The 25,038-nt window shown below is 68.7% G+C and carries 19 protein-coding genes and 1 tRNA gene; 9 read left to right on the plus strand and 11 right to left on the minus strand.

Annotated features, from left to right (window positions below; genetic code table 11):
• Positions 1 to 22 precede the first annotated feature (22 nt).
• From ACLJOO_RS11670 to ACLJOO_RS11690, 5 genes are read right to left on the minus strand one after another with little or no spacing between them, the layout of a single operon-like run.
• Entirely contained in the window at positions 23 to 1,477 is a 1,455-nt protein-coding gene (locus ACLJOO_RS11670) for a peptidoglycan D,D-transpeptidase FtsI family protein (protein WP_410786901.1), read from the minus strand.
• On the minus strand, positions 1,474 to 2,871 hold the full coding sequence (locus ACLJOO_RS11675; RefSeq protein WP_410786902.1) for an FtsW/RodA/SpoVE family cell cycle protein: 1,398 nt from the start codon (positions 2,869 to 2,871) through the stop codon (positions 1,474 to 1,476). Before ACLJOO_RS11675 ends, ACLJOO_RS11670 begins: the two co-directional genes overlap by 4 nt.
• On the minus strand, positions 2,868 to 4,271 hold the full coding sequence (locus tag ACLJOO_RS11680; protein ID WP_410786903.1) for a protein phosphatase 2C domain-containing protein: 1,404 nt from the start codon (positions 4,269 to 4,271) through the stop codon (positions 2,868 to 2,870). Before ACLJOO_RS11680 ends, ACLJOO_RS11675 begins: the two co-directional genes overlap by 4 nt.
• 10 nt (positions 4,272 to 4,281) lie before the next feature.
• Entirely contained in the window at positions 4,282 to 4,764 is a 483-nt protein-coding gene (locus ACLJOO_RS11685) for an FHA domain-containing protein (protein ID WP_410786904.1), read from the minus strand.
• 10 nt (positions 4,765 to 4,774) lie between these two features.
• Entirely contained in the window at positions 4,775 to 5,617 is an 843-nt protein-coding gene (locus tag ACLJOO_RS11690) for an FhaA domain-containing protein (RefSeq protein WP_410786905.1), read from the minus strand.
• Between the two features lie 169 nt (positions 5,618 to 5,786).
• Between ACLJOO_RS11690 and ACLJOO_RS11695 the strand changes: the two genes are divergently transcribed.
• The 3 genes from ACLJOO_RS11695 to ACLJOO_RS11705 all read left to right on the plus strand — a co-directional run bounded on the left by ACLJOO_RS11695 (position 5,787) and on the right by ACLJOO_RS11705 (position 8,633).
• Positions 5,787 to 5,870 (plus strand) — tRNA-Leu (locus ACLJOO_RS11695).
• A 187-nt stretch (positions 5,871 to 6,057) separates the two neighbouring features.
• The gene (locus ACLJOO_RS11700) at positions 6,058 to 6,813 is read left to right on the plus strand and encodes an ABC transporter ATP-binding protein (RefSeq protein ID WP_410786906.1); all 756 of its coding nucleotides are present in this window, start codon (positions 6,058 to 6,060) and stop codon (positions 6,811 to 6,813) included.
• A complete protein-coding gene (locus ACLJOO_RS11705) occupies positions 6,798 to 8,633 on the plus strand; it encodes a hypothetical protein (protein ID WP_410786907.1) in 1,836 nt (611 codons plus the stop codon). Before ACLJOO_RS11700 ends, ACLJOO_RS11705 begins: the two co-directional genes overlap by 16 nt.
• Here the strand turns inward: ACLJOO_RS11705 and ACLJOO_RS11710 are convergent.
• Positions 8,572 to 8,760: a hypothetical protein gene (locus ACLJOO_RS11710; protein WP_410786908.1), complete on the minus strand. Its 189-nt coding sequence runs from the start codon at positions 8,758 to 8,760 to the stop codon at positions 8,572 to 8,574. The genes ACLJOO_RS11705 and ACLJOO_RS11710 overlap by 62 nt on opposite strands.
• A gap of 186 nt (positions 8,761 to 8,946) precedes the next feature.
• Between ACLJOO_RS11710 and ACLJOO_RS11715 the strand changes: the two genes are divergently transcribed.
• A complete protein-coding gene (locus ACLJOO_RS11715) occupies positions 8,947 to 9,924 on the plus strand; it encodes a helix-turn-helix domain-containing protein (RefSeq protein ID WP_410786909.1) in 978 nt (325 codons plus the stop codon).
• Positions 9,925 to 9,975: 51 nt separating this feature from the next.
• On the opposite strand, the gene ACLJOO_RS11720 is transcribed toward ACLJOO_RS11715, so the two are convergent.
• Positions 9,976 to 13,578 (minus strand): S8 family serine peptidase, encoded by a 3,603-nt coding sequence (locus ACLJOO_RS11720; RefSeq protein ID WP_410786910.1) that lies wholly within the window; start codon positions 13,576 to 13,578, stop codon positions 9,976 to 9,978.
• Between the two features lie 148 nt (positions 13,579 to 13,726).
• Between ACLJOO_RS11720 and ACLJOO_RS11725 the strand changes: the two genes are divergently transcribed.
• Positions 13,727 to 14,512: a PrsW family intramembrane metalloprotease gene (locus ACLJOO_RS11725; protein ID WP_410786911.1), complete on the plus strand. Its 786-nt coding sequence runs from the start codon at positions 13,727 to 13,729 to the stop codon at positions 14,510 to 14,512.
• On the opposite strand, the gene cysS is transcribed toward ACLJOO_RS11725, so the two are convergent.
• Positions 14,513 to 15,988, minus strand: coding sequence for a cysteine--tRNA ligase (gene cysS / locus ACLJOO_RS11730; RefSeq protein WP_410786912.1), 1,476 nt, complete (start codon positions 15,986 to 15,988; stop codon positions 14,513 to 14,515).
• Positions 15,989 to 16,323: 335 nt separating this feature from the next.
• Here cysS and ACLJOO_RS11735 point away from each other — a divergent pair, with 335 nt between their 5' ends.
• Positions 16,324 to 17,442 carry an endonuclease gene (locus tag ACLJOO_RS11735; RefSeq protein ID WP_410786913.1) on the plus strand — a complete coding sequence of 373 codons (1,119 nt, stop codon included), beginning with the start codon at positions 16,324 to 16,326 and terminating at the stop codon, positions 17,440 to 17,442.
• 3 nt (positions 17,443 to 17,445) lie between these two features.
• On the opposite strand, the gene ACLJOO_RS11740 is transcribed toward ACLJOO_RS11735, so the two are convergent.
• Positions 17,446 to 20,037, minus strand: coding sequence for an AAA family ATPase (locus ACLJOO_RS11740; RefSeq protein WP_410786914.1), 2,592 nt, complete (start codon positions 20,035 to 20,037; stop codon positions 17,446 to 17,448).
• A 181-nt stretch (positions 20,038 to 20,218) separates the two neighbouring features.
• On the opposite strand from ACLJOO_RS11740, the gene ACLJOO_RS11745 reads away from it, so the two are divergent.
• The 3 genes from ACLJOO_RS11745 to ACLJOO_RS11755 all read left to right on the plus strand — a co-directional run bounded on the left by ACLJOO_RS11745 (position 20,219) and on the right by ACLJOO_RS11755 (position 23,206).
• The gene (locus ACLJOO_RS11745) at positions 20,219 to 21,265 is read left to right on the plus strand and encodes a hypothetical protein (protein ID WP_410786915.1); all 1,047 of its coding nucleotides are present in this window, start codon (positions 20,219 to 20,221) and stop codon (positions 21,263 to 21,265) included.
• Positions 21,265 to 22,314 (plus strand): hypothetical protein, encoded by a 1,050-nt coding sequence (locus ACLJOO_RS11750; protein WP_410786916.1) that lies wholly within the window; start codon positions 21,265 to 21,267, stop codon positions 22,312 to 22,314. The genes ACLJOO_RS11745 and ACLJOO_RS11750 overlap by 1 nt, the downstream gene beginning before the upstream one ends.
• Before the next feature lie 70 nt (positions 22,315 to 22,384).
• Positions 22,385 to 23,206 (plus strand): siderophore-interacting protein, encoded by an 822-nt coding sequence (locus ACLJOO_RS11755; protein ID WP_410786917.1) that lies wholly within the window; start codon positions 22,385 to 22,387, stop codon positions 23,204 to 23,206.
• Here the strand turns inward: ACLJOO_RS11755 and ACLJOO_RS11760 are convergent.
• Both ACLJOO_RS11760 and ACLJOO_RS11765 read right to left on the minus strand, forming a co-directional pair.
• On the minus strand, positions 23,203 to 24,150 hold the full coding sequence (locus ACLJOO_RS11760) for a hypothetical protein (protein WP_410786918.1): 948 nt from the start codon (positions 24,148 to 24,150) through the stop codon (positions 23,203 to 23,205). The two genes, ACLJOO_RS11755 and ACLJOO_RS11760, sit on opposite strands and share 4 nt — an antisense overlap.
• A 144-nt stretch (positions 24,151 to 24,294) precedes the next feature.
• A complete protein-coding gene (locus ACLJOO_RS11765; RefSeq protein ID WP_410786919.1) occupies positions 24,295 to 25,002 on the minus strand; it encodes a hypothetical protein in 708 nt (235 codons plus the stop codon).
• Between the last annotated feature and the right edge of the window lie 36 nt (positions 25,003 to 25,038).

A 25,038-nucleotide genomic window follows, 5' to 3' on the forward strand; every position in this document is an offset into this window, starting at 1 on the left:
CCGTATGGTGCTCATCGGCTGTTCATTGGCCTAGCACCGCCTCCATCACCTTCTTGGCGATCGGCGCCGCCAAGGTGCCGCCGGCCACGTCGGTGCGCGGGACGTTTGCGTCCTCGATCAGCACCGCCACGGCCACCTTCGGGTCGTTGGCCGGCGCGAACGCGGTGAACCACGCGAACGGCGGGCGCTCCTTCGTGGTCTGCGCCGTACCGGTCTTGCCGGCCACCTGGACGCCGGTGATCCGTCCCGGCCTGCCGGTGCCGTTGTTGACGACGTCGACCATCATCGCGGTCAGCTGGGCCGCGACCTGCGGGGTGACCGCCTGGTGCAGCGACTCCGGCTTGGTCTCCGAGACCGTCTTCAGGTCCGGGGTCTTCACGTTCTGGACCAGGTACGGCTTCATCACCTCGCCCTTGTTCGCGATCCCGGCCGCCACCATCGCCATCTGCAGCGGGGTGGCGCGGACGTCGAACTGACCGATCGCGGACTGCGCGGTCTGCGGCTCGTTCGGGTCGCCGGGGAACTGGCTGGTGGCGACGCTCGGCAGCTCGGCCAGCGGCTTGGCGCCGAAGCCGAACTTCGCGGCCTGCTCGTTCAGCGCGTCCGCGCCGAGGGCCATGCCGACGGTGCCGAACGCGGTGTTGCAGGAGTAGCGCAGCGCGATCGTCAGCGTCGCGCTGTTGCTGCCGCCGCAGTTCTTGCCGTCCTCGTTCACCAGCGGGACCGTGGTCTGCGGGAGCGGCAGCTCGGCCGGCGAGTTCACCTTGCTCTCCGGCGTGTACTTGCCGCTGGACAGCGCGGCCGCCGCGGTCACCAGCTTGAACGTCGACCCCGGCGGGTACAGCTCCTGCACCGCGCGGTTCGACAGCGGCTTGCCCTTGTCGGCGTTCAGGCTCTTCCAGGCCGAGCCGACCTTCTCGGTGTCGTGCGAGGCGAGCCGGTTCGGGTCGTACGACGGCCGGCTGGCCATCGCCAGGATCCGCCCGGTCTTCGGCTCGATCGCGACCACGGCACCGGTCTTCCCGGCCAGGCCGTCGTACGCCGCCTGCTGGGCCGCGGCGTTCAGCGTCAGGGTCACACTGCCGCCCTGCTGCGGGCGGTTGCTGATCACGTCGATGATCCGGCGGAACGCCATCGACGGGTCCGAGCCGTTGAGTTCGGCGTTCATCGTGAGCTCGATACCGCCGCGGCCGTACAGGTACGAGTAGAACCCGGTCACCGGCGCATACACCTGGCCGTTCGCGTACGTCCGCTGGTACTTGAACCGGTCTTCGGACGGCTTGCTCTGCGCGACCGGCGTACTGCCGATCAGGATCGGGCCGCGGTTCACCGAGAACTGCGAGTCGCGGACCCGGTTGTTGTCGTTGCGGCCGTTGATCTCGTTCGCGCGGAAGGCCTGCAGGTACGTCGAGTTCGCCATCAGCGCGAGCATCAGGATGATCGCCGCCACAGCCAGTCGCCGGATCGCTGAGTTCATGCCTTCTGCACCGCCATCGCGATCGTCTCGTCGGAAACCGGAGCGGCCGGGGTCTGCGGCCGCCGGGCCTGGTCGCTGATCCGGAGCAGCAGCGCGATGATCGCCCAGTTGGCGACCAGCGACGTACCGCCGAGGGCCATGAACGGGGTGGCCAGACCGGTCAGGGGGATCAGCCCGGTGACGCCGCCGACGATCACGAACACCTGCAGTGCGAACGACATCGCCAGACCGGTCGCGATCAGCTTGCCGAAGATGTCCCGGCAGCCGAGCGCCGTCCGCAGGCCGCGCTCGATGATGAGGGTGTAGACCAGCAGGATCGCGATCAGCCCGGTCAGCCCGAGCTCCTCGGCGAACGAGGAGATGATCATGTCGCTGTTGGCGTACAGGGTGGCCTCCGGGTGGCCCTGGCCGAGGCCGCGGCCGAGGATGCCGCCCCAGGACTGACCCATCAGCCCGAGCTTCACCTGGCCGCCGTCGATCGCCCACGGGTCCAGCCAGTCGGTGACGCGGCGGTGCACATGGCCGAAGGTCGTGTACGCGAAGAACGCGCCGCCGGCGAACAGGAGGCCACCGATGATCAACCAGCCCGCCCGCTCGGTGGACACGTACAGCAGGAACAGGAACAGGCCGAAGAACAGCAACGACGACCCGAGGTCGCTCTCGAACACCAGGACACCAAGGCTGACCGCCCAGGCGATCCCGATCGGCCCGAGGTCGCGCGCTCGCGGCAGGTCGAGGCCGAGGAACCGATGGCCCGCCAGCGTCAGGACGTCGCGTTTCACCACCAGGTAGCCGGCGAAGAAGACAACCAGACAGATCTTCGCGAACTCACCGGGCTGGAAGGACATGCCCGCCAGCCGGATCCAGATCCGGGCGCCGTTCAGGTTCACACCGAGGCCGGGGATCAGCGGCAGCACGAGCAGCACCAGACCGGCCAGGCCGGCGGTGTAGGTGAGCGCCTGCAGCCGGCGGTGATCTCTGATCACGAGGATGACGACCAGGAACAGCACGACGCCGACCGCGGTCCAGGTGATCTGCTGCGGGGCCGCAGGCCCTTTCGGGACCTTGCCCTTCGCCTCGGCGACGATGGCCAGGCCCAGGTCGATCCGGTGGATCATCGCGACGCCGAGGCCGTTCAGCAGCACGGCGCAGGGCAGCAGCACCGGGTCGGCGTACGGCGCCCGGTAGCGGAGCGCGAGGTGCGCGATCAGCGCGAGCAGTCCGATCCCGGCCGCGTAGTACCCGGTGCTGGCCGGTACGGCGTTCTGCACGGTGATGCCGATGTTCACGTACGCGCCGACCGAAACCGCGATCGCGATCACGAGCAGCAGCAACTCCACCCCGCGCCGGGTACGCGGGATGATCTGGATGACGGACGTGGAAGCGATGCTCATCGGACCCCGTCGCAGTCGTCGGGGTCGACCGGCGTGCTCGGCGACGCCGTACCGGTCGGGGCCGTCGACGCGGGCGGCGAGGAAGCCGGCGGCTTCGAAACGGGGGTCGACACCGGAGGCTTCGAGACGGGCGGCTTGCTGGATGGGACCGGCGTGGACGGTTTGGGGGTCGGCTTGGCGGCGCACTCGGCAGCGGTGTGCTGCAGCTCGGCGACGATCGAACGGGCGCCGGCCAGGTTGTCCGCCTGAATGTTGCCCTCGACCTGCTCCCGGCTGTACGTCGGAAGCTTGTCGACCTGCAGGGTCTGCCGCTCGTACACCTTCGACAACGACAACCCGGGCAGATCCGCCTCGATGCCCTTGAAGATCGCCACGTAGTCGCCGTCGGTGCCGACGTAGTACTGCTTCTGGGTCCAGCTGTACGCGAACCAGCCGCCACCGCCGATCAGGCCGAGGACGACGATCAGTACGGCGATCCGCCGCAGCCACGCGAACCGCTTCGGCGGGCGCGGCGCGTACCGCAGCTCCTCCGGGTCGAGCGCGCCGCCGTGACCACCGCCGCCGTGCCCGTCACCGCCGGCGGTGCGGACCGCGACCGTCGGCTCGCCGCGCCCGGTGCTGCCTTGCGCCAGCTCGGCGGCGGCACCGACCAGCTGCGGCTGGACGCCACTCGCGGGCTCGGTCTCGACCACGTCCGCGACGAGGACGGTGACGTTGTCGTTCGAGCCGGCCTCGAGCGCGTGTGTGATCAGGTCGACGACGACCGAGTCCGGCGTACCGGAGGCCATCGAGGCCGCGATCACCTCGTCGCTCACGTAGTCGGGCAGGCCGTCGCTGCACAGCATCAGCCGGTCGCCGGCCTGGACGTCGAGCATCTCCAGGTCCGGGTCGGAGTCCGGGCGGCCGTCGAGGACGCGGAGGATCAGGTTCCGGTGCGGGTGGGTGAAGGCCTCCTCCTGGGAGATCCGGCCCTCGTCGACCAGCGACTGCACGAAGGTGTGGTCGTGGCTCAGTTGGTAGAGCAGCCCGTCCCGCAGCCGGTACGCGCGGGAGTCGCCGAGGTGCGCCAGACCGAGCTGCTTGCCGTCGAACATCAGCGCGGTGACGGTCGAGCCCATGCCCTCGCGCTCGGGGTCCTCCTCGACCAACTCGGACAGGCGCTCGTTGGCCCGGTGCACCGCGCCGGCCAGTGCCTCGATCATGTCCTCGCCGCTGATCTCCGCGGTGTCCAGCCGCCGGATCACCTGGACCGCCGCCGCGCTGGCCACCTCACCGGCCGCCGCACCGCCCATCCCGTCGGCGAGCAGCAGCAGGTGCGGACCGGCGTACGCCGAGTCCTCGTTGTTGCGGCGCACTCGTCCGACGTCGGAGAGGGTTGCGTAGTCGAGCGACAGGGTCATCGAGGCAGGCCTACTTCGCGATGTTCAGCGTCGTCCGGCCGATCCGGATCGAACCGCCGATCTCGGCCGGGACCGGGCGGGTCACCCGCTGGCCGTCAAGGTACGTGCCGTTGGTGGAGCCGAGATCCTCGACCCACCACTGGCCCTCGGACAGGAACAACCGGGCGTGCCGCGTGGAGGAGTAGTCGTCGTCGAGCCGGATCTGGCAGTCCGACCCGCGGCCGATGATCACCGGCTCCTCGCCCAGCGACGCACCGACCCCGGCCTGCGGACCGTCGGCGATCGTCACCGACCCGGGCAGGCCCTTGCGCTTCTTGGCCGGCTTCGCGGGCTTCGGCGTACGGGAGTTCTGCGGGACGGCGGCAGCCGCGGCCCGGCTGTCCACCTTCGCGCCGAACAGGTCGGACCTGATCACGGACAGCACCGCGAGGACGAACATCCACAACAGGGCCAGGAACCCCAGTTTGATCAGGGTCAGGGTCAGTTCCGACATGGAAGGTCAGTCACCACCCGCTGCTCGGCGGCTGGGCCATCGGCTCGTCCGCGAGACGCAGCGTCATCGTCGTGTTGCCGATCCGGACCGTCGAGCCGTCCACCAGCTCGGCCTCGGTGGTCCGGCGGCCGTTCACCAGCGTGCCGTTGGTGGAGCCGAGGTCGACCATCACCACCCGGATACCGCCCGGGCCCTCCGGCATCAGGCGGATCTCGGCGTGCCGCCGGGAGACGCCCGGGTCGTTGATCTGGATGTCCGCGTCGGTGCCGCGGCCGAGCACCACACCGGGCGGGTTCACCGGGCGGCGGCGGCCGTTCACCTCGAGCATCACCTGTGGGTGCCCGCGGCGCGGCGGCTGCTGTGCTGGCGGCTGCGGTTGCTGGTACTGCGGAACAACCGGCGGCGGGTTCGGCGGCACGTAGGGCTCCTGCTGGTAGGGCTGGGGCTCGGGCTGCTGGTACGGGTCCGGGCGCCGCTGGGGCGTCCCGAGCGTCTCGCTGACCACCCGGAACTTACCGGTCGGGAGCTCATCCTGCTGGACCAGCTCGATGTCGATGGGCCCGGAGAACGTGTAGCGCTGGATGTCGGCGTGGTCCCGCAGCTCGTTGGCGAGCTCGTGGTTCAGGGTCCGGCCGTACGCGTTCAGCCGCTCGAAGTCGTCCGGACCGAGCTCGATGGTGAAGTGGTTCGGCACCAGCCGGCGGTCCCGGGACAGGATCCGCGCGGTGTTGTCGATCTCACGCTTGAGGGCGGCGGCCAGTTCGATCGGCTCGACGTCACCCTTGAAAGCGCGCGCGAAGACACCGCTCACAATGCCTTCCAGGCGTCGCTCGAAGCGCTGTAGCGGTCGCACGCCTCCTCCTCCACGGTCGGTACGCCAACAGATGTCCACCGGTCAGGCGGACACACCGGGTACGACGATCGATCGTATCGGGAGGTTCGACCGAACCCGCAATGTGAAGCACCGGCAGAACCCGTGCTACTGTTCCTTCTCGTCGCCAAGAGATGTATCAGGCGGCTGCGCGCGGGTGGCGGAATAGGCAGACGCGCACGGTTCAGGTCCGTGTGCCCGAAAGGGCGTGGGGGTTCAACTCCCCCCTCGCGCACAACGAAGTCCCGGTCGAGTCGACCGGGACTTTTGCGTTGCCGGGGAACTTTTCGTCCTTTCGGATGATCCTGCCGGGCAGAAAATTGCCTGATCCTCACCTGCGTCCGCTCAGCCGGTCAGGTGACGGGGCGGGTCCGCCGTCAGGGTGACGCGGGCGCACGGCTCCCGGTGGCAGGGTTCTTCGCATGGAGCAAGCGCTGGAGCTCGATGGGCTGACCAAGGTGTTCGGGGAGCAGCGGGCGGTGGACGATCTCAGCCTGCAGGTGCCGGCCGGATCGTTCTTCGGGATGCTGGGGCCGAACGGGGCCGGGAAGACGACGTCGTTGTCGATGGCGGTCGGGCTGCTGCGTCCGGACGGCGGTACGGCACGGATCTTCGGGGTGGATGTCTGGCGGGAGCCGACGCAGGCCAAGGCGCTCGTGGGGGTGCTGCCGGACGGGCTCGGGATGCCGGAGCGGCTCACCGGGCGCGAGGTGCTGACGTACCTCGGTCTGTTGCGTGGACTGCCCGAGGACGAGGTCGCACGACGCGCCGCCGAGTTGCTGGAGGTGCTCGAGCTCGACCACGAGGACGACAAGCAGGTGATCGGCTACTCGACCGGGATGCGGAAGAAGCTCGGGCTCGCGGTCGCGCTGCTGCACGCGCCGCGGTTGCTGGTGCTGGACGAGCCGTTCGAGGCCGTCGATCCGGTGTCGGCGGCAACCATCCGGATCATTCTGCACCGGTTCATCGCGGGCGGCGGGTCGGTGGTGATGTCGAGCCACGTGATGGCGCTGGTCGAGCAGTTGTGTGATCGCGTCGCGGTGGTCGCGGACGGGAAGGTCGTTGCCGCAGGCACCGTTGCCGAGGTACAGGCCGGCGGCAGTCTGGAGGACGCGTTCGTGTCGCTGGTCGGTGCGTCGACCCGTGGTGCGGAGGGGCTGACGTGGCTCTCGCACTGACGTACGGGACGTCGCGCACGCTGGTCCGGATGCGGCTGGCCGCGTTCCGGCACGGGCTCGAGGACCAGTTCCGGCGGTCGTGGATCGTCACAGGCGGGTTCGTCGGCCTGGCGCTCGCGGGCGGCACGCTCTGGGTCGCGGCGCGGGGCGATCACGACGTGCTGGTCGTCGTCCTCGCGGTCTGGATGCTGGGCTGGGTGGTCGGCCCACTGTTCGCCGGTGGTGGCGACGAGACGCTGAAGCCCGAGTACTTCACGATGATGCCGCTGCCGCCGCGCACGCTCTCCACCGGTCTGCTGGTGGCTGCACTGGCCGGCGTGGCACCTGTCATCAATCTGATCGCGTTGCTCAGCCTGGTTGTAGTGAGCCCGGGCATCGTCGCGGCGCTTGTTGCGGTGCCCGCATTGTTGCTGCAGCTGCTCTGCTTCATCCTGGCGTCCCGGCTCGCTGTCGCGGTGTACGGCGTACTGCTGCAGGTGCGGGCCGGTGCGGTGATCGCAGCGCTGGTCAACGCGTTCATCCTGGCGTTCACCGCACAGGGGTGGGCGTTGATCGTCGCGTTCGTGTCCACCGACGTGCAGGGCACTGTCGCGAAGGCGGCGCGCATTGCGCCGTCCGGCTGGGGTCTGGTGGCTGTGGAAGCGGCTGGACGTGGCGACTGGCTCGAGGTGCTTGCTGCACTGGCAGGGCTTGTGGTGCTCGCTGTGGTGATGCTTCTGGCATGGTCATCCCTGCTGGTACGACGTACGACGGTCACTCGGGCCGGCCGGAAGCCAAGGCGACTCCTGACGGCAGGAACACCTGAAGGTGCTGCAGCGGCCAAGGAGCTCCGGTCGTGGACACGGGACCTGCTCTACGGACACCGAGCTGTGTTCGCCGTCGCCTACGGACTGTTCTTCTGCATGATGCCGCTGGCGATCGGGATGAAGTCGATGCTGCCATGGGCCGGTCCGGCGGCTGTGGTGATGGCGGGCTCGATGGCGGCCAACCTCTACGGCTCGGACGGTACGGCGTTCTGGACCACCCTCATGACGCCCGGCTCGAGCCGGGCGGATGTGCGGGCGCGGCAGCGCGCGTTCCTGCTGGTCTTCGGTTCATCGACGCTGCTGATCACCCTGCTGCTCACCTGGTGGTCCGGCGACACCAGGGCTTGGCCGCTGGTGCTGAGCGTGCTGCCCGCGCTGCTCGGTGGTGCAGCGGGTCTGGTGGTGGCGTGCTCGGTGTACGCCGCCGTACCGACGACCGATGCGCACAAGCGGTCCGGTAACCCGCTCAACTCGGGTGAGAACGAGGGCGAGACGATGGGCATCGTCTACGTGATGCTCGTGCTGGTCGCGACCACCTGTGCCCCGGCGCTGATCCTGTCGCTCTACACCGGCTGGTGGGGCGTGCCGGTCGGCGTCCTGTCCGGCGTACTCGCTTGGTGGTACTTCGGTCGCGTGGCAGCCCGGCGGCTCGACGCGCGCGGTCCTGAGCTGCTCACTCTGCTCAGGCATGGCAGATCGCCCGCGGAGCAGGCCAAGAAGACCGCGGGGTTCGATGCGCTTCCCAAGTGGCGGCGTACGTTGGCCGGCTTCTGCCTCGGGTTCGGGGCGATCCCGTTGTTCCCGCAGGCCGTCGTACCGGCGATCTTCAAGCTCACCGGCAATCACGACGCCAAGTCATGGTTCCTGGCCCTCTACCAGGACGGCCCGTGGCAGTGGGTCGTGATCGTGCTGATGGCCGCGTTGGGGTTGTCGATGTACGCCTACGGCGGGCTCACCTACTACCGCGCGAAGAAGCGCGCTCCGGATGGGTCGGTCGCGGCAGTCGCAGGGTAGGCGCGCCGCGATGTCGCGCGGCCCGGGCGGTGGGCGCGACGGTGCGGTGGTTGCGCAGCATCCAGATCGCGACGGCGGCCGCGGCGATCAGGCCGGCGATGCCGGCGTAGTCGGTCAAGCTCATCATCGGGTCTCTTCTCCAGGGCGGTGGCGCTGGGCGGCTGGCGAGTTCCGCGTGCTTCTGACCGGAAGGTGACGGGGCTTCACGTGTTCCGTGATGACACAACCGTGCCGTGGCTGATGAGTGCCAGATAGAAAATGCTCGCTTCCACGTTGGAACGCCTGCTTAGGTGGTGCCCGGGAGGTGGGGCGGATGCAGAACGGCATGCTGCTGGACGAACGGGAAGAACAGGCCTACCGACTGCTCGTCGGGCTGTCGGCGGCCAAGGCGGCCGACCTGGCCGAGGTCGCCAAGTTCACGCAGCCGGAGGCCGACGAAGTGCTGCAGCGGTTGCAGGCCAAGGGTCTGGTGACGGCGCAGCCGGCCGACGATCCGGTGTTCCGGCCGTTGCCGCCGGACGTCGCCTTCGGTACGACGCTGCTGCGCCGCCAGGAGTCGCTCGAGGCGGCTCGCAAGACGGTGAGCGCGCTCAGCGAGGAGTTCCGGGCCAGCGTGAGCCGGCGCGACGCACACCACCTGGTCGAGGTGATCGTCGGCGCCGCCACCCTCCGCGAACGGCTGCGCGACCTGCAGAACTCGGCCCGCGAGGAGATCCTCTGGTTCTGCCGTGCGAACCCGCTGGCGATGCAAGGCGCCGAGAACACCGAGGAGTACGGCGCTTTGTCCCGCGGCGTCCGGTACCGCGCCATCTACGAGCGCGCACTGATCGAGACACCAGGTGAGCTGGACTCGATCGCCGAAGGTGTCAGCTGGGGCGAGGAGGCACGGGTGGTGCCGACACTGCCCGTGCGGATCGCGATCGTGGACCGATCGACAGCCATCTGCCCCCTGGTCCGCGACGACGAGCAGAGCATCGGTGAGCCGTCCGCCGCGATCATCAGCCGCGGCCAACTCCTAGACGCGCTCCTGGCGCTCTTCGAGAGCTACTGGGAGCTGGCAACACCAGTGCGCCTACAGCCCGAGGAGAAGCACGAAGACGAGGGCCTGGACGACTCCGAGCGTCTCCTGCTCTCCCTGCTCGTAGGCGGCGTACCGGACAAGTCCATCGCCAACCAGCTAGGCATCAGCCGCCGCACAGTCCAACGCCGCCTAGACCGCCTCATGGCCCTAGCCGGCGTCGACACCCGCACAGGCCTGGCGTTTCAGGCAGCGAAGCGCGACTGGCTCTAGGCGGACCGGGCCGGCGACGGACGGGGGAACCGCCGCCGACCCGGTGGAATCTCAGCGGACGCCGTACGCGCGGATCACGGTCTGGGTGACCTTCGAGCCGTTGACGCCCGTTGCCTGGACCTTCAGGGAGACGGTGTTGTGGGCATTCGGGACGACGGCCAGGTAGTGGCCGGCGGCACCGATGACTACGAGGCGCTGCCAGGTCGTGCCCTCGTCGAACGAGGACCAGGCCTGTAGTCCGGTTGCCCGGGGCGACTCGAAGCCGACTACGTGCGTCCGGGCGTTCACCCGGCCGGTCAGGTCGACCGGGACCTTGTAGTCGACCTGCTGCAGTGCGAGCGGCGTTGCCTTGTCGTCCGCCTGCTTGGCCGAGCGGAACTCCCAGGAGGTCTGCGTGCGCGTCCCCCAGTTCCACTCGCCTTCTGTGTCGATGCGCTCGGTGGACACGTCGAGCTTGTACGCCGCGTTGTCGCTGGAGGTGATGACGTCCTCCCACGTGTCCGGAAGCTCGGCCACGACCTGACCGTTGCGGGACAGCGTCGCCGAGTCCTTCGTGGCCTCACCGACCGTGTAGTGCCCGGCCGCGTCCACGAACGACGGGATGCGGAACGAGAGCCGGTCACCGGTGCGCGTGGACTGGACGCCAGGCGCAGCCGCGGGTCGTACGACCGGACCGAACCACGTCTCGTCCGACTGACCGGTCCGGTAGCTACGCGGTACGGACGTCATACCGCCGGCCAGCGGGTTCATGGTGTCCCACGTGTACAGGTGGTGCACCCGGTGCTGCCAGAGCGAGTCGCCCGACGTCACCCACTCCTCCCGGACCTTCGGCGTCTCGACGAACCGCTGGGAGTCGTTCCACGAGTACTCCTGCCACGGACGCCACCCGAACCGCTGCTCCTTGGCCCAGTTGAACCCGCCGTTGTCGGCGTACCGCGTGGTGATGCGGGCGCTGTTCGCCGCCGTCACCTTGTAGACGATCTTCGCCGGGATGAACCCGGTCGAGACCTGCTGTACGTCGTACAGGTACGGGCTGGATGTGGTGAGCGTGAGGTCGATCGTGGCGTTGCCGCGCCGTACCCGGTCGATGAGCTTCTGACCGTCCTTGAAGATCGTCACCATCGCCGGAATCGGCTCCCGGTCACCGACCGGACGCCAGACCGTCCACGCGCCCCAGTCGGCCGGCCGGATCAGGATGACCGCCGCTGCACCGGCTGCCGCGGCCGCCTTGATCTGCTCCTCCTCGTCGTCGGAGTCGAGCACCACGAGGGCGCCCTTCGCGTCCTGCAGCGAGGTCACGAGCCGGAAGCGCTTCTTGCCTTCGTACGACGGCGACCGGTGCAGCAGGTTGATGTCGAGCGGACCGGACACTCCGGGGATCGACGCCTGGACCAGCGGCGCGACCAGCTGCCAGCGGGACGAGAACTCGAACGTGCCGTCCTTGACCGGCTTGGTCGGTGTCACGTTGACCTGCTTGACCGTGCTGAAGTGCATGACCCCGTGGCTGATCGAACGCCCGTTGCCGTACTCACGGTGCACGTAGTAGCTCAGGATCGCCTGCTGCTCCGACGGCTTCGGCGTCTCGATCTGGATCGGGACCGCCTTCCGCGCGTCGATGACGATCTCGGTGTCCTTGCTGACCACGATGTTCGGGTCGGTGAACAGACTCACCTGCTCGTCCTGCGGGTCGTTGTTCTCGACCAGCGAGTGCAGCAGGTACGTACCCTCCTCGACCTCGGCCGTGTACGTCGCACCGTTCGGGATCCACGCCAGTACGTCGGAGCGCGAGTTGTCGCCGAACAGCGAGATCACCGGGACACCGGTCGGCTGACCGTCCTGCCCGACCGCCCGTAGCGTGACCTTGTGCTTCGGGCCGGCTAGCAGCGCGCCGACCGCGGTGTGCGTGACGACACCGTCGGGGCCGGTGGCAACGATCCAGCCGCTGTACTGGCCGCGGCCGAGCTTGGCCGGGTCCAGCGTCAGCGGTACGTCGGCGGTGCCGTTGGCCGGGACCGTGACGGTCGCCGGCAGGCCGAAGCCGTCGGTCTCCGGCTGCTTGTCGTCGAGGTTCGTCACCTGGACGGACAGGTTCAGCGTGACCGCGCTGCCTGAGTCGTTCCGGTAGGTGATGGTCCGGGTGCCCGCCTCCGCGGTCTGCAGGCCGAAGTCCGCGACACCGCTGGCGGTCACCTTCTGCGCGACGGCCCGGGTCAGGTCGACCCGGCCGGCGCCCTGCTGATAAACGGTCTGCTGCGGTTGGGTCTTCGCGGTGCTGACCAGCGCGTTCTTCAGCTGGTCGGCCTTCCAGTCTGGGTGCTGCTGCGCGAGCAGGGCCGCCGCACCGGCGACGTGCGGCGTCGCCATCGACGTACCGGACGCGGCTGTGTACAAGTTGTCCACAGGCTGGCCCATCGCCGTGCCGGTCGCCCGGGCGGCGATGATGTCCACGCCCGGCGCGGTGATCTCCGGCTTCAGGCCCGCGTCACCGAGCCGCGGTCCGCGACTGGAGAAGTCGGCGAGCTTGTCCTCGCGGTCGACGGCGCCGACCGTCAGCGCGGACGCCGCGGCGCCCGGCGTACCGACCGTCTCGTCCTGGCCCTCGTTGCCGGCCGCAACCACGAACAGGGTGCCGGTCTGCGCGGTGATGTCGTTGACCGCCTGGCTGAGCGGGTCGGTGCCGTCGGTGGCCTCGCCGCCGAGGCTCATGTTCACGACCTTCGCGCCCTCGGTCGCGGCCCATTCCATCCCGGCGATGATCCAGGAGTCGTAGCCGTACCCGTCGTCGCCGAGCACCTTGCCGACCAGCAGGTCCGCCTTGGGCGCCACGCCCTTCCGGGTGCCGCCGGCGGCCGCGCCCGTGCCGGCGATGGTCGCGGCGACGTGCGTGCCGTGGCCGAAGTGGTCCTCGGTGCCGGTCGGGCTGCCGGAGAAGTCCTGGCTCTCCTTGACCTTGCCGTCCAGGTCCGGGTGCGTCGCGTCGACACCGGTGTCCAGTACGGCGACCTGCACGCCGGCGCCCTCGTACCCCGCCTTCCAGGCGTCCGGTGCACCGATCTGCGGGACACTTTTGTCGAGCACCGGGCGGACCTTGCCGTCCAGCCAGATCTTGGTGACACCGCTGCTCAGCGAGCGGGCGCCGACGCCGGGGTTCAGCGATTTCCACAGCTCCGGCAGCTGGTCCTTCGCGGCGGTCAGGGCACGGCCGCCGATCGACGGGAGCTGCCGCGTCGTCGTCGTACCGGCGAGGTTCTGCGCGGACCGGACGCCGGGGGTGTCCTTGACGATGAGCGGGAGGCTCGCGGCTGCGCCGTACCCGTCGGCGATCAGCTCGTCGATGTCGAACAGGTCCACGTCCAGGACGCCGCTCGACACGAACGGTACGGCGTCGCTCGGCAGCACGCGGAGTCCGCCGTCGGCCTCGATGGTGTGGAACGAGACGCCTTCGCGGCCGGCCGCCGGGCGGACCGTGGCGGCCTTCTTGCCGGCGCCGGCATCCGTCAGTTCGACGACGTCACCGGTGATCAGCGTGACCGAGGACGTCGTGATCGCGGTGGATCCCGTGGGAGGGGCGGCGGCGGACGGGATCACCGTCGCCGCGCCGAGAGCAAGCACCGCCGCGGTGGTGAGCGCGGCGGCACGTCGGGGGGAGGACATAGGCGGAATTCTCCTTCGAGAGGTTTGGGGCAGGCACACCTCTTCTTCCGACTGAGTTTGCAATCACGTCACAGGAATCCGCCCTGTCCATCACTGCCGTCCCTGCGACATGGCGCAACCACGCCATGAACCTGGCACCATCTGAGGCATGAGCGCGAAGGCGGTTCGCAGGTGGGGATGGATCGGCACGTTCTTGATCGGGGCCGGGCTGTATCTCGCCGTCCTGGCCGTGCTGACCGACACCGGGAACCCGAACCTGTTCCCGACGATGATCCTGCTGGGTGCGCTCGTCGTACCGCTGACCTTCGTGACGTTCGCTGCCGGGCGGTCCGGGCGCTGGCTGATCGACGGGCCGACGCTCGGCGGTTGCCTGCTGTTCGGCGGGGTGGTCGGGGTCGCTGTCGCGGGCCTGCTCGAGTACGACGCGATGCGTCGGCTCGGGACGCTGCCGATGGTCGGGGTGGGGTTGATCGAGGAGGCGGCCAAGCTCGTCGTACCGGCGATCCTCGTGGTGTTCTTCGGGCACCGCTACCGGACGTCGATCGGGCGCGGGATCGTCATCGGCGTCGCGGTCGGCACCGGATTCGCCGTACTGGAGACGATGGGCTACGCGTTCGTCGCGCTGCTGCAGTCCAACGGGAACGTCGGTGCGGCCGAGCAGACGCTGTTCATCCGCGGTCTGCTCTCCCCGGCCGGGCACGCGGCCTGGACCGGCCTGACCTGCTGGGGCCTGTGGCGGTTCGTGCTCGAGCCGACCGGCAAGCGCTTCGCCGGCTTCCTCGGCATGTACGCGCTGGCCGTCGCGCTGCACTCGACCTGGGACGGGATCGGCGGCCGCATCACGTACGCCGTCGTCGGCGCGATCTCGATCGGCCTCCTGCTGTACGGCCTCAAGCGCGCACAGCGGTTCGACGCGGTCGCCGTACCGGCGTGATCAGGCCCTGGTCCAGGTCGGGCCGTCCGCGGTGTCGGTGACCTGAACACCCAGCTCGGTCAGCTCCGCACGCAACGCGTCGGCGCGGGCCCAGTCCCGGGCGACCCGCGCGGCCTCCCGGTCCGCGACCAACTGCTCGACCGCGGCCTCGTCCAGCTCCGGCAGGTCGGCCGCCTGCTCGACGTCAGCCGGGGTGAGCCGGCCGAAGGGCAGCCCGAGTACGGCGGCGCACGCGGCCACGATCGCCCGCAGCCCCGGCTCGGACAGCGCCTGATCACGCAGCGAGTCCTGTAGCAACGCGAGGACGCGCGGTGTGTTCAGGTCCGAGCTGATCGCGTCGTCGAGCTGGTCGATCACCGTGAGTGCCGCGGCGTCGTCACCGGCCGCGGCACGAGCCTCGTCGGCTGTGGTCACCAGGGGCAGCTCACCGAGTGACGACGTACGGCGGACCAATCGGCGCAGCGTGGACTGGGCGCTCTCGAGACCCCCCATGGTGAACTCGAGCTGAGCGCGGTAGTGCCCGCCGAGCAGGAACAACCTGTACGCGAGCGGATGGAACCCCTGCTTCGCCAGATCGCTGACGGTCAAGATATGACCCAAAGACTTCGAGATCTTCGCCGAGCCGAGCTGCAGGAACTCGTTGTGCAGCCAGAACTTCACCCACGGCTGCCCGTCGCCGAGGTACGCCTCGCTCTGGGCGATCTCGTTCACGTGGTGCAGCTGGCGGTGGTCCACGCCGCCGGTGTGGATGTCGAAGTGCTCGCCGAGCAGCAGCATGCTCATCACCGAGCACTCGAGGTGCCAGCCGGGCGCACCCCAGCCCCACGGCGAGTCCCAGCGCATCGCCCGCAACTGCCCCGGAGCCTCCGCGCGCCACAACGCGAAATCGGTCTTGGCTCGCCGGCCAGGCACCTCCTCGACCCGGGCGCCCTCGAGCTGACCGCTCACGTCGATCAGGCCGAGCTGCCCGTACGTCGGATCCTTCGACGTGTCGAAGTACAGCCCGGACTCGATCTCGTAGGTGAACCCGCGCTCCACCAGGCGTTCCGCGAACGCGATCATCTGCTCGACGTACTGCGTGGCGCGCGGATAGTGGTGTGCGGGCAGGATGTTCAGCGCGGCCAGGTCGGCGAAGAACGCCTCGGTGTACATCGCCGCGATCTCCTCGACCGACCGGCGTTCCCGGGCGGCCGCGACCTCGAGCTTGTCCTCGCCGAGCTCGGCCTCCGCGACCGCGTGGCCGACGTCGGTGATGTTGATGACGTGCTCGACCTGCAGGCCCTTCCAGAGCAGCGCCCGGCGCAAGGTGTCGGCGAAGGTGTAGGCGCGCAGGTTGCCGATGTGCGCGTAGCTGTAGACCGTCGGGCCACAGCTGTACAGCCGCACCACGTCGTCAGGGCCGTCCGCAGCCGGCGTGAAGTCCTCAACCCGGCGCCCGAGTGAATTGAAGAGCCGCAACGGGCTCGAGACGCTCACCCGCTGGATGCTACCGGTCTGGAGAGTGAGATGGCTGCGAGGACCCATGGACATTGCGTGCTGGAGTGAGTACGGTCCGTAAACGGCGTCCGCACCACGCCGACCTCGACGGTGAGGTGCTGCCCGCCAGTAGCGCCTCGCTGGTGTGTGGGCAGAGCAGGCTGCGGCTGTGCGTCTCGGCCTGATGGGGGCCCGTACACCCAGGTGGGGTGGTGATCGGCACTCACTCGTTCACCGCCCCACCGGTTCAACTCTTCACCTGCTGTTTGTTAGGTGGCCCGGGAAGCTGGGCAGACTGACCTGCGTTCGGTCCCCAACCGCCCCTGGGAGTAGCCGTGTCCCGATTCTTCCGTCCGGCGCTGCTCGTCACCGCCGTACTCGCACTCCTCGGCTTCGGCATCACGCCGTCGAATGCCGCCACCACGATCACGGTCGCGACCGCGATCGGCCGCCAGGACAACTCCACGGCGTCCGTGACCGGGTACGTGGTCGGTCAGCCGACCGCCACCAGCACCGTTGTCCGCAGCAACTTCCCGAACGACTACGCGCTGGCGCTCGCCGATTCGGCCTCGCAGACCAGTACGTCGTCGATGCTCTACGTCCAGATCCCGACCGCGTTCCGCGCGTCGTACGGACTGCAGAGCAACCCGAGCCTGCTCGGCAAGCAGATCACCGTCACCGGCACGCTGGCGGCGTACTTCTCGCACCCCGGCCTGAAGAACGCGACCGCCTTCACCGGCGGTGGCGGCTCGGACCCGGGGCCGGATCCGGGTGACTACTACGCCGGCGCCGAGGGCAAGACCGGGGCTGCCCTGAAGTCCGCGCTGCACACGATCATCTCGAGCCAGACCAAGCTCACCTACGACCAGGTCTGGGACGCGCTGAAGGTCACCGACCAGGACCCGAACAACAGCAGCAACGTCATCGAGATCTACTCCGGCCGCTCGATCAGCAAGAGCCTCAACGGCGGCGACGCCGACGACTGGAACCGTGAGCACGTCTGGGCCAAGTCGCACGGCGACTTCGGGACGGCGACCGGCCCGGGCACCGACGTCCACCACCTCCGCCCCGAGGACGTGACGGTGAACTCGGCCCGCGGCAACCTCGACTTCGACAACGGCGGTACGTCGGTCGCCCAGTGCTCCGGCTGTACGGCGGACTCGGACTCGTTCGCGCCCCGCGCCGCGGTCCGCGGTGACGTCGCCCGGATGATCTTCTACATGGCCGTGCGGTACGAGGGCGACGACGGCTTCGCGAACCTGGAGCTGAACAACTCGGTCGGCAACGGCACCGCGCCGTACATCGGCAAGCTCACGGTGCTCAAGGCCTGGGCCGCCGCCGACCCGCCGGACGCGTTCGAGAAGAACCGCAACGAGGTCATCTACAGCCAGTTCCAGCACAACCGGAACCCGTTCATCGACCACCCGGAGTGGGTCGCGTCGATCTGGCCGTAAGGCTCAGCGGTTGTGCTGCACGTCTTGCTTGGTGCCGAGGGCGGGCCGGTGTTCTCCGGCCCGCCCTCCGCTTGCCGTGAGCTGCGCCTGGGACTTGGCCGGTGCGGCGATGCCGGACAGCGCAGTCGACGTGCCGAGCCGGGTCTGTACCCAGTCCTGGAAGCCCGGGTCGGTGACGTGGATCTGGAAATCGGTGCGGGTCAGCAGGCCGCGTGAGATCAGCGCCTTGGACGCGTCGTCGAGGTTCCAGCGATCCGGACTCGCCGTCCGGGACGGGATCGGTACTCCCTGGGATCCGTGGGCGGCGGTCTTCGCGAGCAACGCCATCTCGTGGTTCGAACAGTTGGCCCAGGCAGCGGCGTACAGGGCCTGGGATCGCGTGTTCAGCCGGGCGGCTGCGGTGACGGCGATGTCGGCGGTGATGGTGTTCTCGCCGGGCTGAACGAGCTCGAGGGCCGCGCCGGCCAGCGTCCGCAACCGGCTCGGGTGACCTTGTGCGTCCCCGACCAGTTTGTCCACAGCACCCGGATCGCACTGGATACCGGCCTTGGACAGCGGCTTGACGAGTGCCCTTTGCATCTCGTCGGCGCTCAGCGGCTGCAGCGAGCGGACGTCGAGCTTCAGTTCGGTCTCCGTCCCGGAACGGCCACCTGACGCCGAGAGCAGCCGGGACTCCATCTGGTTGCCGCCCGCCGCGATCAGGAACGCCGGTTTCCGGTTCTCGTGCAAGGTGGCCGACAGTCCGGTCAGAGCGTTGAGATCGTCGCGCGACGCGGCGTCCAGGTTGTCGACCATCAGCACGATCGGCTCGCGACGTGGCCCGGCCATCTTGCCGAGCTGTTCGCCGAGCTCGCTCAAGGTGCGACCGACCGAGTCCTTCGTGACGCCTTCCCAGGCCTTGTGGACGCCGATCTTCGGTCCTGGCGCGAGGCCGGCCCGGATCTGCGCGGTGTTCATCGAATTCTTGGTCCGGACCGCCATCCGGTTCAGGATCTCTTTCAGTTCCTTGACCTGGTCGGCCGGATACCGCCGCTTGAAGGTGTCCAGCTCGCCCTGGACAGCGCGAATGATCCTGGCCTCCACCGACTCGCGTTTGGAGGCGCTGAAGCGGATCGAGATCCAGCCCTCCCGGTCGGCCAGCGCCTTGGTCCGGTTCAGCTCCTGGCTGGTGCCGATGCCAGGAGGTCCGGTGAACAGCACCGTGGTTCCGATCGGGAGTCGCTGGTCCAGCGAGATCGCCCGGCCGTGCTTGTCCTTGCGGTCGATCTGCTCGACGAGCTGATCGGACGTGCCGAACACCCTGTTGACCGCAGCCCGGTCCCCGGCCAGGTGGACCGGCGCAAGGTTGGCGGAAGGCCGGCCCACTTCGGGCCCGCGGGCCGGTGCCGGTGTCTGGTCGAGGTGCTGGTTGAGCCAGTCGCGGAGTCCCTTGTCGGGGATCGTCACGAGTTGGCCGTCGTGCTCCCGGAGCATTCCGCGGGCGACGAGTTCTTGGCGCGCCCTGTCGACCTGCTGCCACTCGTCCGACAGATCCGGACGGGTCTCGGGCGGCATGTACAGACCGTTCGTACCCTGCGCCGCGACTCTGGCGAGGAGATCCTTCTGGGCGTGCGTGGTCTCCGGCTGGTTCCACTTGCTCTGGTAGCTGTGCTCCGAGTCCGTCCAGACCTTGGTGGTCGCTGCTTCCGCGGCCGCCGCCGTGATCCCACGCTCCGGGTCCCGCATCGCGACAGCGGCCAGCGCGAACTTCCGCAACTGGCTCGGGTTGCCGTTGGCGGCGCGGACCAGTACGTCGATGCCGGCGTACTCGTACGGAATCTCCGCGTCGTCGAGCGGCTCGGTCAGCGATACGGCCAGCTCCGCGTCGGACAGCGGCTCGAGCTCGCGGACACTGAACTGGTTGGTGATCGTGGTGGCGATACCGGACATCCGGCGGGACGCGTGCATCAGCGAACTCGTCGACTTCGTGCCGCCGGCGATGACCAGCCAGACGGGGCGATCCATTTCTTCGAGATGGATCGCCAGGTCGTTCACGCCCGCCTGGTCCAGTTCCGACGCCGCATCGATCTTGTCGATCAGCAGCAGGATCGGCTCGTTCTCGTGACCGGCGAGGCGGCCGAGCTCGTCGGCGAAGTCGTTCAGCGTGGTGCCGAGCTTGTCGTGTGCGGTCGTGTCCTTCTCGTGCTTACCGACGAACTCGACCGGTACGGGGCCGCCGCCGAGCCGCGCTTCCCATCCCCACCGGGTGTTGCGACCGCTCGCGGTCAGGTCCCGGACCGTCTTGCTGAGGCCGCGGACCTGGCGCTTGCCGAACCTGTCCTGCAGGTCGTCGAGCTTCTGCCGGAACGCGGTGGTCAGGTGGTGCTCGAGCGGGATGTTCTCGGACGCCGTCACCCTGATCGTGGTCCAGCCGTGGACTTCGGCCAGATCTTCCACCCGGTTCAGTTCGGTGGTCTTGCCCATGCCCGGCGCGCCCTGGAAGAGGATCGCCCTGCTCTCCGGCAGTACGCCGCTCAACGAGAGCGGCGTCCCGAGCTGGTCCCGGCGCGTGATCAAGTACGCCGGGTGCCCGTCTGCTCCGAAGACCTGGCTCATTGGGACAGCGTGCGGACCGTAGCCGTCGCCGACACGGTCGGTGAGTTACTTACCGGTTAACAGTGGGCTCCCGGAAGTTGAATCACGGGCTCGCGGCAACCGGTCTACACACTGCGACCCGATCGCGCACATCTGCGCCGAAATACTTGGAACCGTCCTGGACCACTGTCACCCTCAGTGCATGAGAATCGGACGAGTGCTCGCGGCGCTACTCGCCGTACCCTTGGCCGGCATCCTGCCCGTCGGTGCTGCGCAGGCCGACCCAGATCCGAACCTGACGATCTCTCAGGTCGTCCTGGACCGCACCTCGGTCGCGGTCTCGGGCCTGAACACGTACCCGATCAACGTCACCGTCAAGGGCGGCTACAACTCCAGTGAGCCCGGAGACGCCGGCCTGGTGCTGAACGTCGTCCTGACGCGCACCGGCGGCACCGGGCCGCGGGACAGCATCGTGTCCGCCGACCTGAAGCGGACCAGCGGAACGGTGCAGAACGGCACCTGGACCGGCCGGCTCAACGTCGCGTCCACCGCGAACGGCACGTTCAAGGTCACCGGCGTGATGACCGGTCCGTACGGCGCTCCGGACCCGGGCACCCCGGTCGACCCGACGCCGTACTCGGGCCAGACGATCACGGTGAAGGGCACGAACCTGCCGAAGATCACCGCGTCCGTGAACCCGCGCGTGGTGCCGTGGGACAAGCCGTACTCGATCATCTGGGCGGTCACGAACACCGCGACCGGCAAGCCGTACGGCACCCGGATCCCGATCGGCCTCGGCGTCGACACGCCGTGCGCCGAGGGCGGCAGCCCGATGTACAAGACCGGGACGAACGGCCTGATCACCAAGTCGTACACCGCGTACGACGGCGGCGCGATGAACTGCGCGCACATCTACGCCGACCCGTACTACATCGTCGGCCAATGGCTGTTCGTCGCCCACCCGGCGATCGTGTCGGCCGTGCCGTCGAAGACCAGCGTGCCGGTCGGGACCGTCGTCCCGGTCAACGGCTCGGTCTACCGCGTGGGTAGTTGCTCCGTGCAACTACAGCGGCTGTACGGCGCCTCGCAGTGGCGGACCGTCAGCTCCGCGGCGGTGCGGCAGTCCGGCCGGTTCACGGTCAACGCGCAACCGTCGTACCAGGGCCTGATTCCGTACCGGGCCTACTTCCCGACCTGCCACAACATCGTCGCGGGCGTCAGCAAGACGTTCTACATCCGAGGAACCTGATGAAGAGAAACCGAGTTCTCGCTGCGCTGCTCGCGGCACCGCTGCTGCTGGCCGTCTTCCCGGCCGCGGCCCAGGCTGCCCCCGACCCCGACCTGAAGATCGACTCGATCACGCTGAACAAGACCAGCGTCGCCGTCAGCGGGCTCAACACCGCGCCGGTCACGGTGACGGTCAAGGGCGTCTTCGACACCGGCTCGTCGACCGACGAGAAGGTCCCGGTGAACGTGCTCCTCGAACGGACCGGTGGCACTGGCCAGCAGCGGTACTTGTGGTCCACGAACCTGGCCCGCAACACGCAGGCCGGCACCTGGAGCGGACCGCTGCAGGTCCCGTCGACGGCGAACGGCACGTTCAAGGTGACCGGTGTGATGACCGGCCCGTTCTTCCCGGGGAGCGGGAGCATGACGGAACCGACGCCGTACGCCGGTCCGTCGCTCGCGGTCACCGGGACGCATCAGCCGAAGATCACCGCGTCGGTGTCCCCGAAGGTGGTGCCGTTCGGCTCGAAGTTCTCGATCACGTGGGCGGTCACCGACGCGCAGACCGGCAAGCCGTACGGTAGCAAGGTCCGCGTCGTCCTCGGGACCGACAACATCTGCGCCGAGTACTTCGGTCCCGGCTACACGAACCTCACCAACACCAGCGGCGTGGTGACCAAGGCCTACGCGGCGTCGGACGCCCAATGGGTCAACTGCCTGCTGCTGCCCGGTAATCCGGCGTCGGTCGGCGGTCAGGGACTCGTCGTCGCGCGGCCCGGCATTGTGACCGCGGCGCCGTCCAAGGCCAGTGCACCGGTCGGCACGATCGTCCCGGTGAACGGTGTCGTCGCAGGGGCCCCGTCCGCCTGCAAGGTGTACCTGCAGCGGCTGTACGGAGCCACGCAGTGGAAGACGGTCAGCCCCGCGGGCAACATCCGGTCCTACAGCGGAAAGTTCACGCTGAACGCGCAACCGGCGTACAAGGGCCTGATCCCGTACCGCGTCTACTTCCCGAAGTGCTACAACTACCAGGCCGGCGTCAGCAAGGCCTTCTACATCCGGGGAACCTGACCTGTTCGGGCGGGTGGGCTAGGCTTACTTAGGTTGACCTAACTTACCCGCCCGAGAGGACTGTGGTCGCGTGACCAGCCCCGCACCCCGCCGTAATCGCGTCTGCAAGCGCGCCGTCGTGATGAGGACCGAGCGGATCACTCCGCACATGATCCGGGTCGTGCTCAGCTCCGACGACTTCGCCGACAACGGCTTCACCGACCACTACGTGAAGCTGCTGTTCTGCAAGGACGGCGTCGAGTACCCCGAGCCACTGGACATGGGCGTGGTGCGGGAGACGTACCCGGCCGAGCACTGGCCGACCATGCGGACCTACACCGTCCGGAGCTGGGACGAGGCGTCGCGGGAACTGACCATCGACTTCGTCCACCACGGCGACGAGGGCGTGGCGGGTCCGTGGGCGGCGTCGGCGCAGCCGGGTGACGTGCTGTGGTTCAACGGCCCCGGCGGTGCGTACACGCCGGACGAGGCGGCCGACTGGCACCTGCTCGTGGGTGACGAGAGCGCTCTGCCGGCGATCGGCGCCGCGGTCGAGCAGCTGCCGCCGGGTGCGCGCGCGACTGTCCTGATCGAGGTGGCGGACGAGACCGAGGAGCAGAAGTTCGGCGGCTCGGGCGAGGCCGACGTGCAATGGTTCCACCGTGCGACCGCGGACGGTGAGCGTGGCGACGGTCTGGTCGCGGCCGTCGAGGCCCTCGACTTCCCGGACGGTACGCCGCACGTGTTCGTGCACGGCGAAGCCGGATTCGTGTTCCGGATCCGCAAGAACCTGTTCCAGGATCGCGGACTCAGCCGGGACCAGGTTTCGCTGTCCGGCTACTGGCGGCTCGGCAAGAACGAGGACGGCTGGCAGGCGGAGAAGGCCGAAACCGCCCGCCGGCAGTCTTCCTAGAGCCCTCGGATGTAGAACACCTTGCTGACGCCGGTCAGGTAGCGCCCGCACGCCGGGAAGTAGACGCGGTACGGGATCAGACCCTTGTACGCCGGTTGCGCGGACACCGTGTAGCGCCCGCTCTGCCGCGTCTTCGCGGTGCTGACCTGGCGCCACTGCGATGCGCCGTACAAGCGCTGCAGCAGGACCGGGCAGAAGGCCGCCGGGCCGAGCACGCTGCCGTTGACCGGCACGATGGTGCCGACGGGCGCGCTCGCCTTGGACGGCGCGGCCGACACGACGCCGGGCCGGATGACGGCGAGACCGAGACCGGTGATGTCGAGTGGAGTGCTCTTGATCCGCAGGCAGTTCAGCCACTCGCCGGCACTGGACGGGTACGAGTGGGTGATGAGACCGGCGGTGGTCGTCAGTACGTTGACCCCACCGGCTTCCTCGGCGCACTGGTTGTCGACGCCGAGCATGGCCCGGACGCGGGTGCCGTAAGGCTTACCGGTCGTCCGGTCGGTGATCGCCCAGGTGATCGTGTAGTTCGGACCGAACGGCACCACTGGCGGAGTCACCTTGGCGGTGACCTTCGGCTGGTGCGTGCCGGTGATGGTCAGCGTCGGGCCGTCGACCGGTGTCGGATCGGGCAGCATCCCGCCCGCCTGCCAGGTGAAGTACGGGCCGTACGAGACGCCGTACACCTTGTAGGATCCGTTCGCGGTGGACGCGATGTGCACCGGGCCGGACCAGACCCCGTCCTGCACGGTGCCGGCGGTGCGTGGCAGATCGGTCGAGAGCAGCTCGGTCATCGGGCCGGTCCCACTGATCCGCTTGATGTACACGAGTAGTACCAGGTTGTTGTCGTCCGGGTTGGTCGTGTCGTATTTCGCCGCGACGGTCAGCTTCACCGGGACGGTGTTCAGCCCCGATACCGCAATCGTCGTTCGGTCAGCCGTCACGCTCGTGACCGTCAATTTAGGGTCTACCGCAGCATCAGCTGCTGTGATCCCAGTCCCTACCACTGCCGACGCCAGAAGCGCCGCAACCACTCTGAGCCCCCACATACCAGCAGCGTGACACTCTGCTACGTACCTGACTAGACCTCAACTAACCCGGCGTTCCGTGAGTACGTCGATCAGCGTTCCGGCCTGATTCGTGGGGAGGACCCAGTCCTCGCCGTTCGCCTGCAGAATCACGGCCGGCCCCTCGCTGGCGACTGCGTGGGTCACGGCGATCGGGAACTTGAGCCGTTCCGCGCCGCTCAGCGAGAACTCGTACGTGCCGGTGATCGCGGTCAGCGGATACGTGCGGAACTGGTGGTCGGCGCGCGGAACCGGGTGCGACTGCACAGTGACCGAGTCCGCGCCGACGAGGACGGCGGCGAGCGGGATGCCACGGAGCCGGAAGACCAGTTCGTACGGCGTACCGGCGAGCTCGGGGACGAACGGGACCAGGAGCGCACGGTCGGCCGCCCGCGCCAGCGCCAGTCCGCCGATGATCCCGAGGATCAGGCCGGGCAGCGCGAGGATCGCCGGCCACCAGACCCCGACCGCCAACGGGAACAGCGTCACCATCAGACCGGTGAGACCGCCGAACAACCCGGCGACACCGAGCCACCACCGCGGCTGGTACCGGTGCCGCCGTCGCAGCACGAACCCGATCACCAGCATCGCGACCGGCACAACACACCCGATCCACGCCGCCACCGGACCGGTCACCGCGATCAACGCGACCACCACCAGCAGCACGAGAGGAATCCCCAAGTACGCCGCCGCCACGATCCGCTGAACCCGCCGAAGCCTGCTCTCCACGGCAAGACCCAAGCACATCCCCGCCGAAGCGCCTAC

The sequence above is a fragment of the Kribbella sp. C-35 genome, from assembly GCF_046549195.1.
Classification (GTDB): Bacteria; Actinomycetota; Actinomycetes; order Propionibacteriales; family Kribbellaceae; genus Kribbella.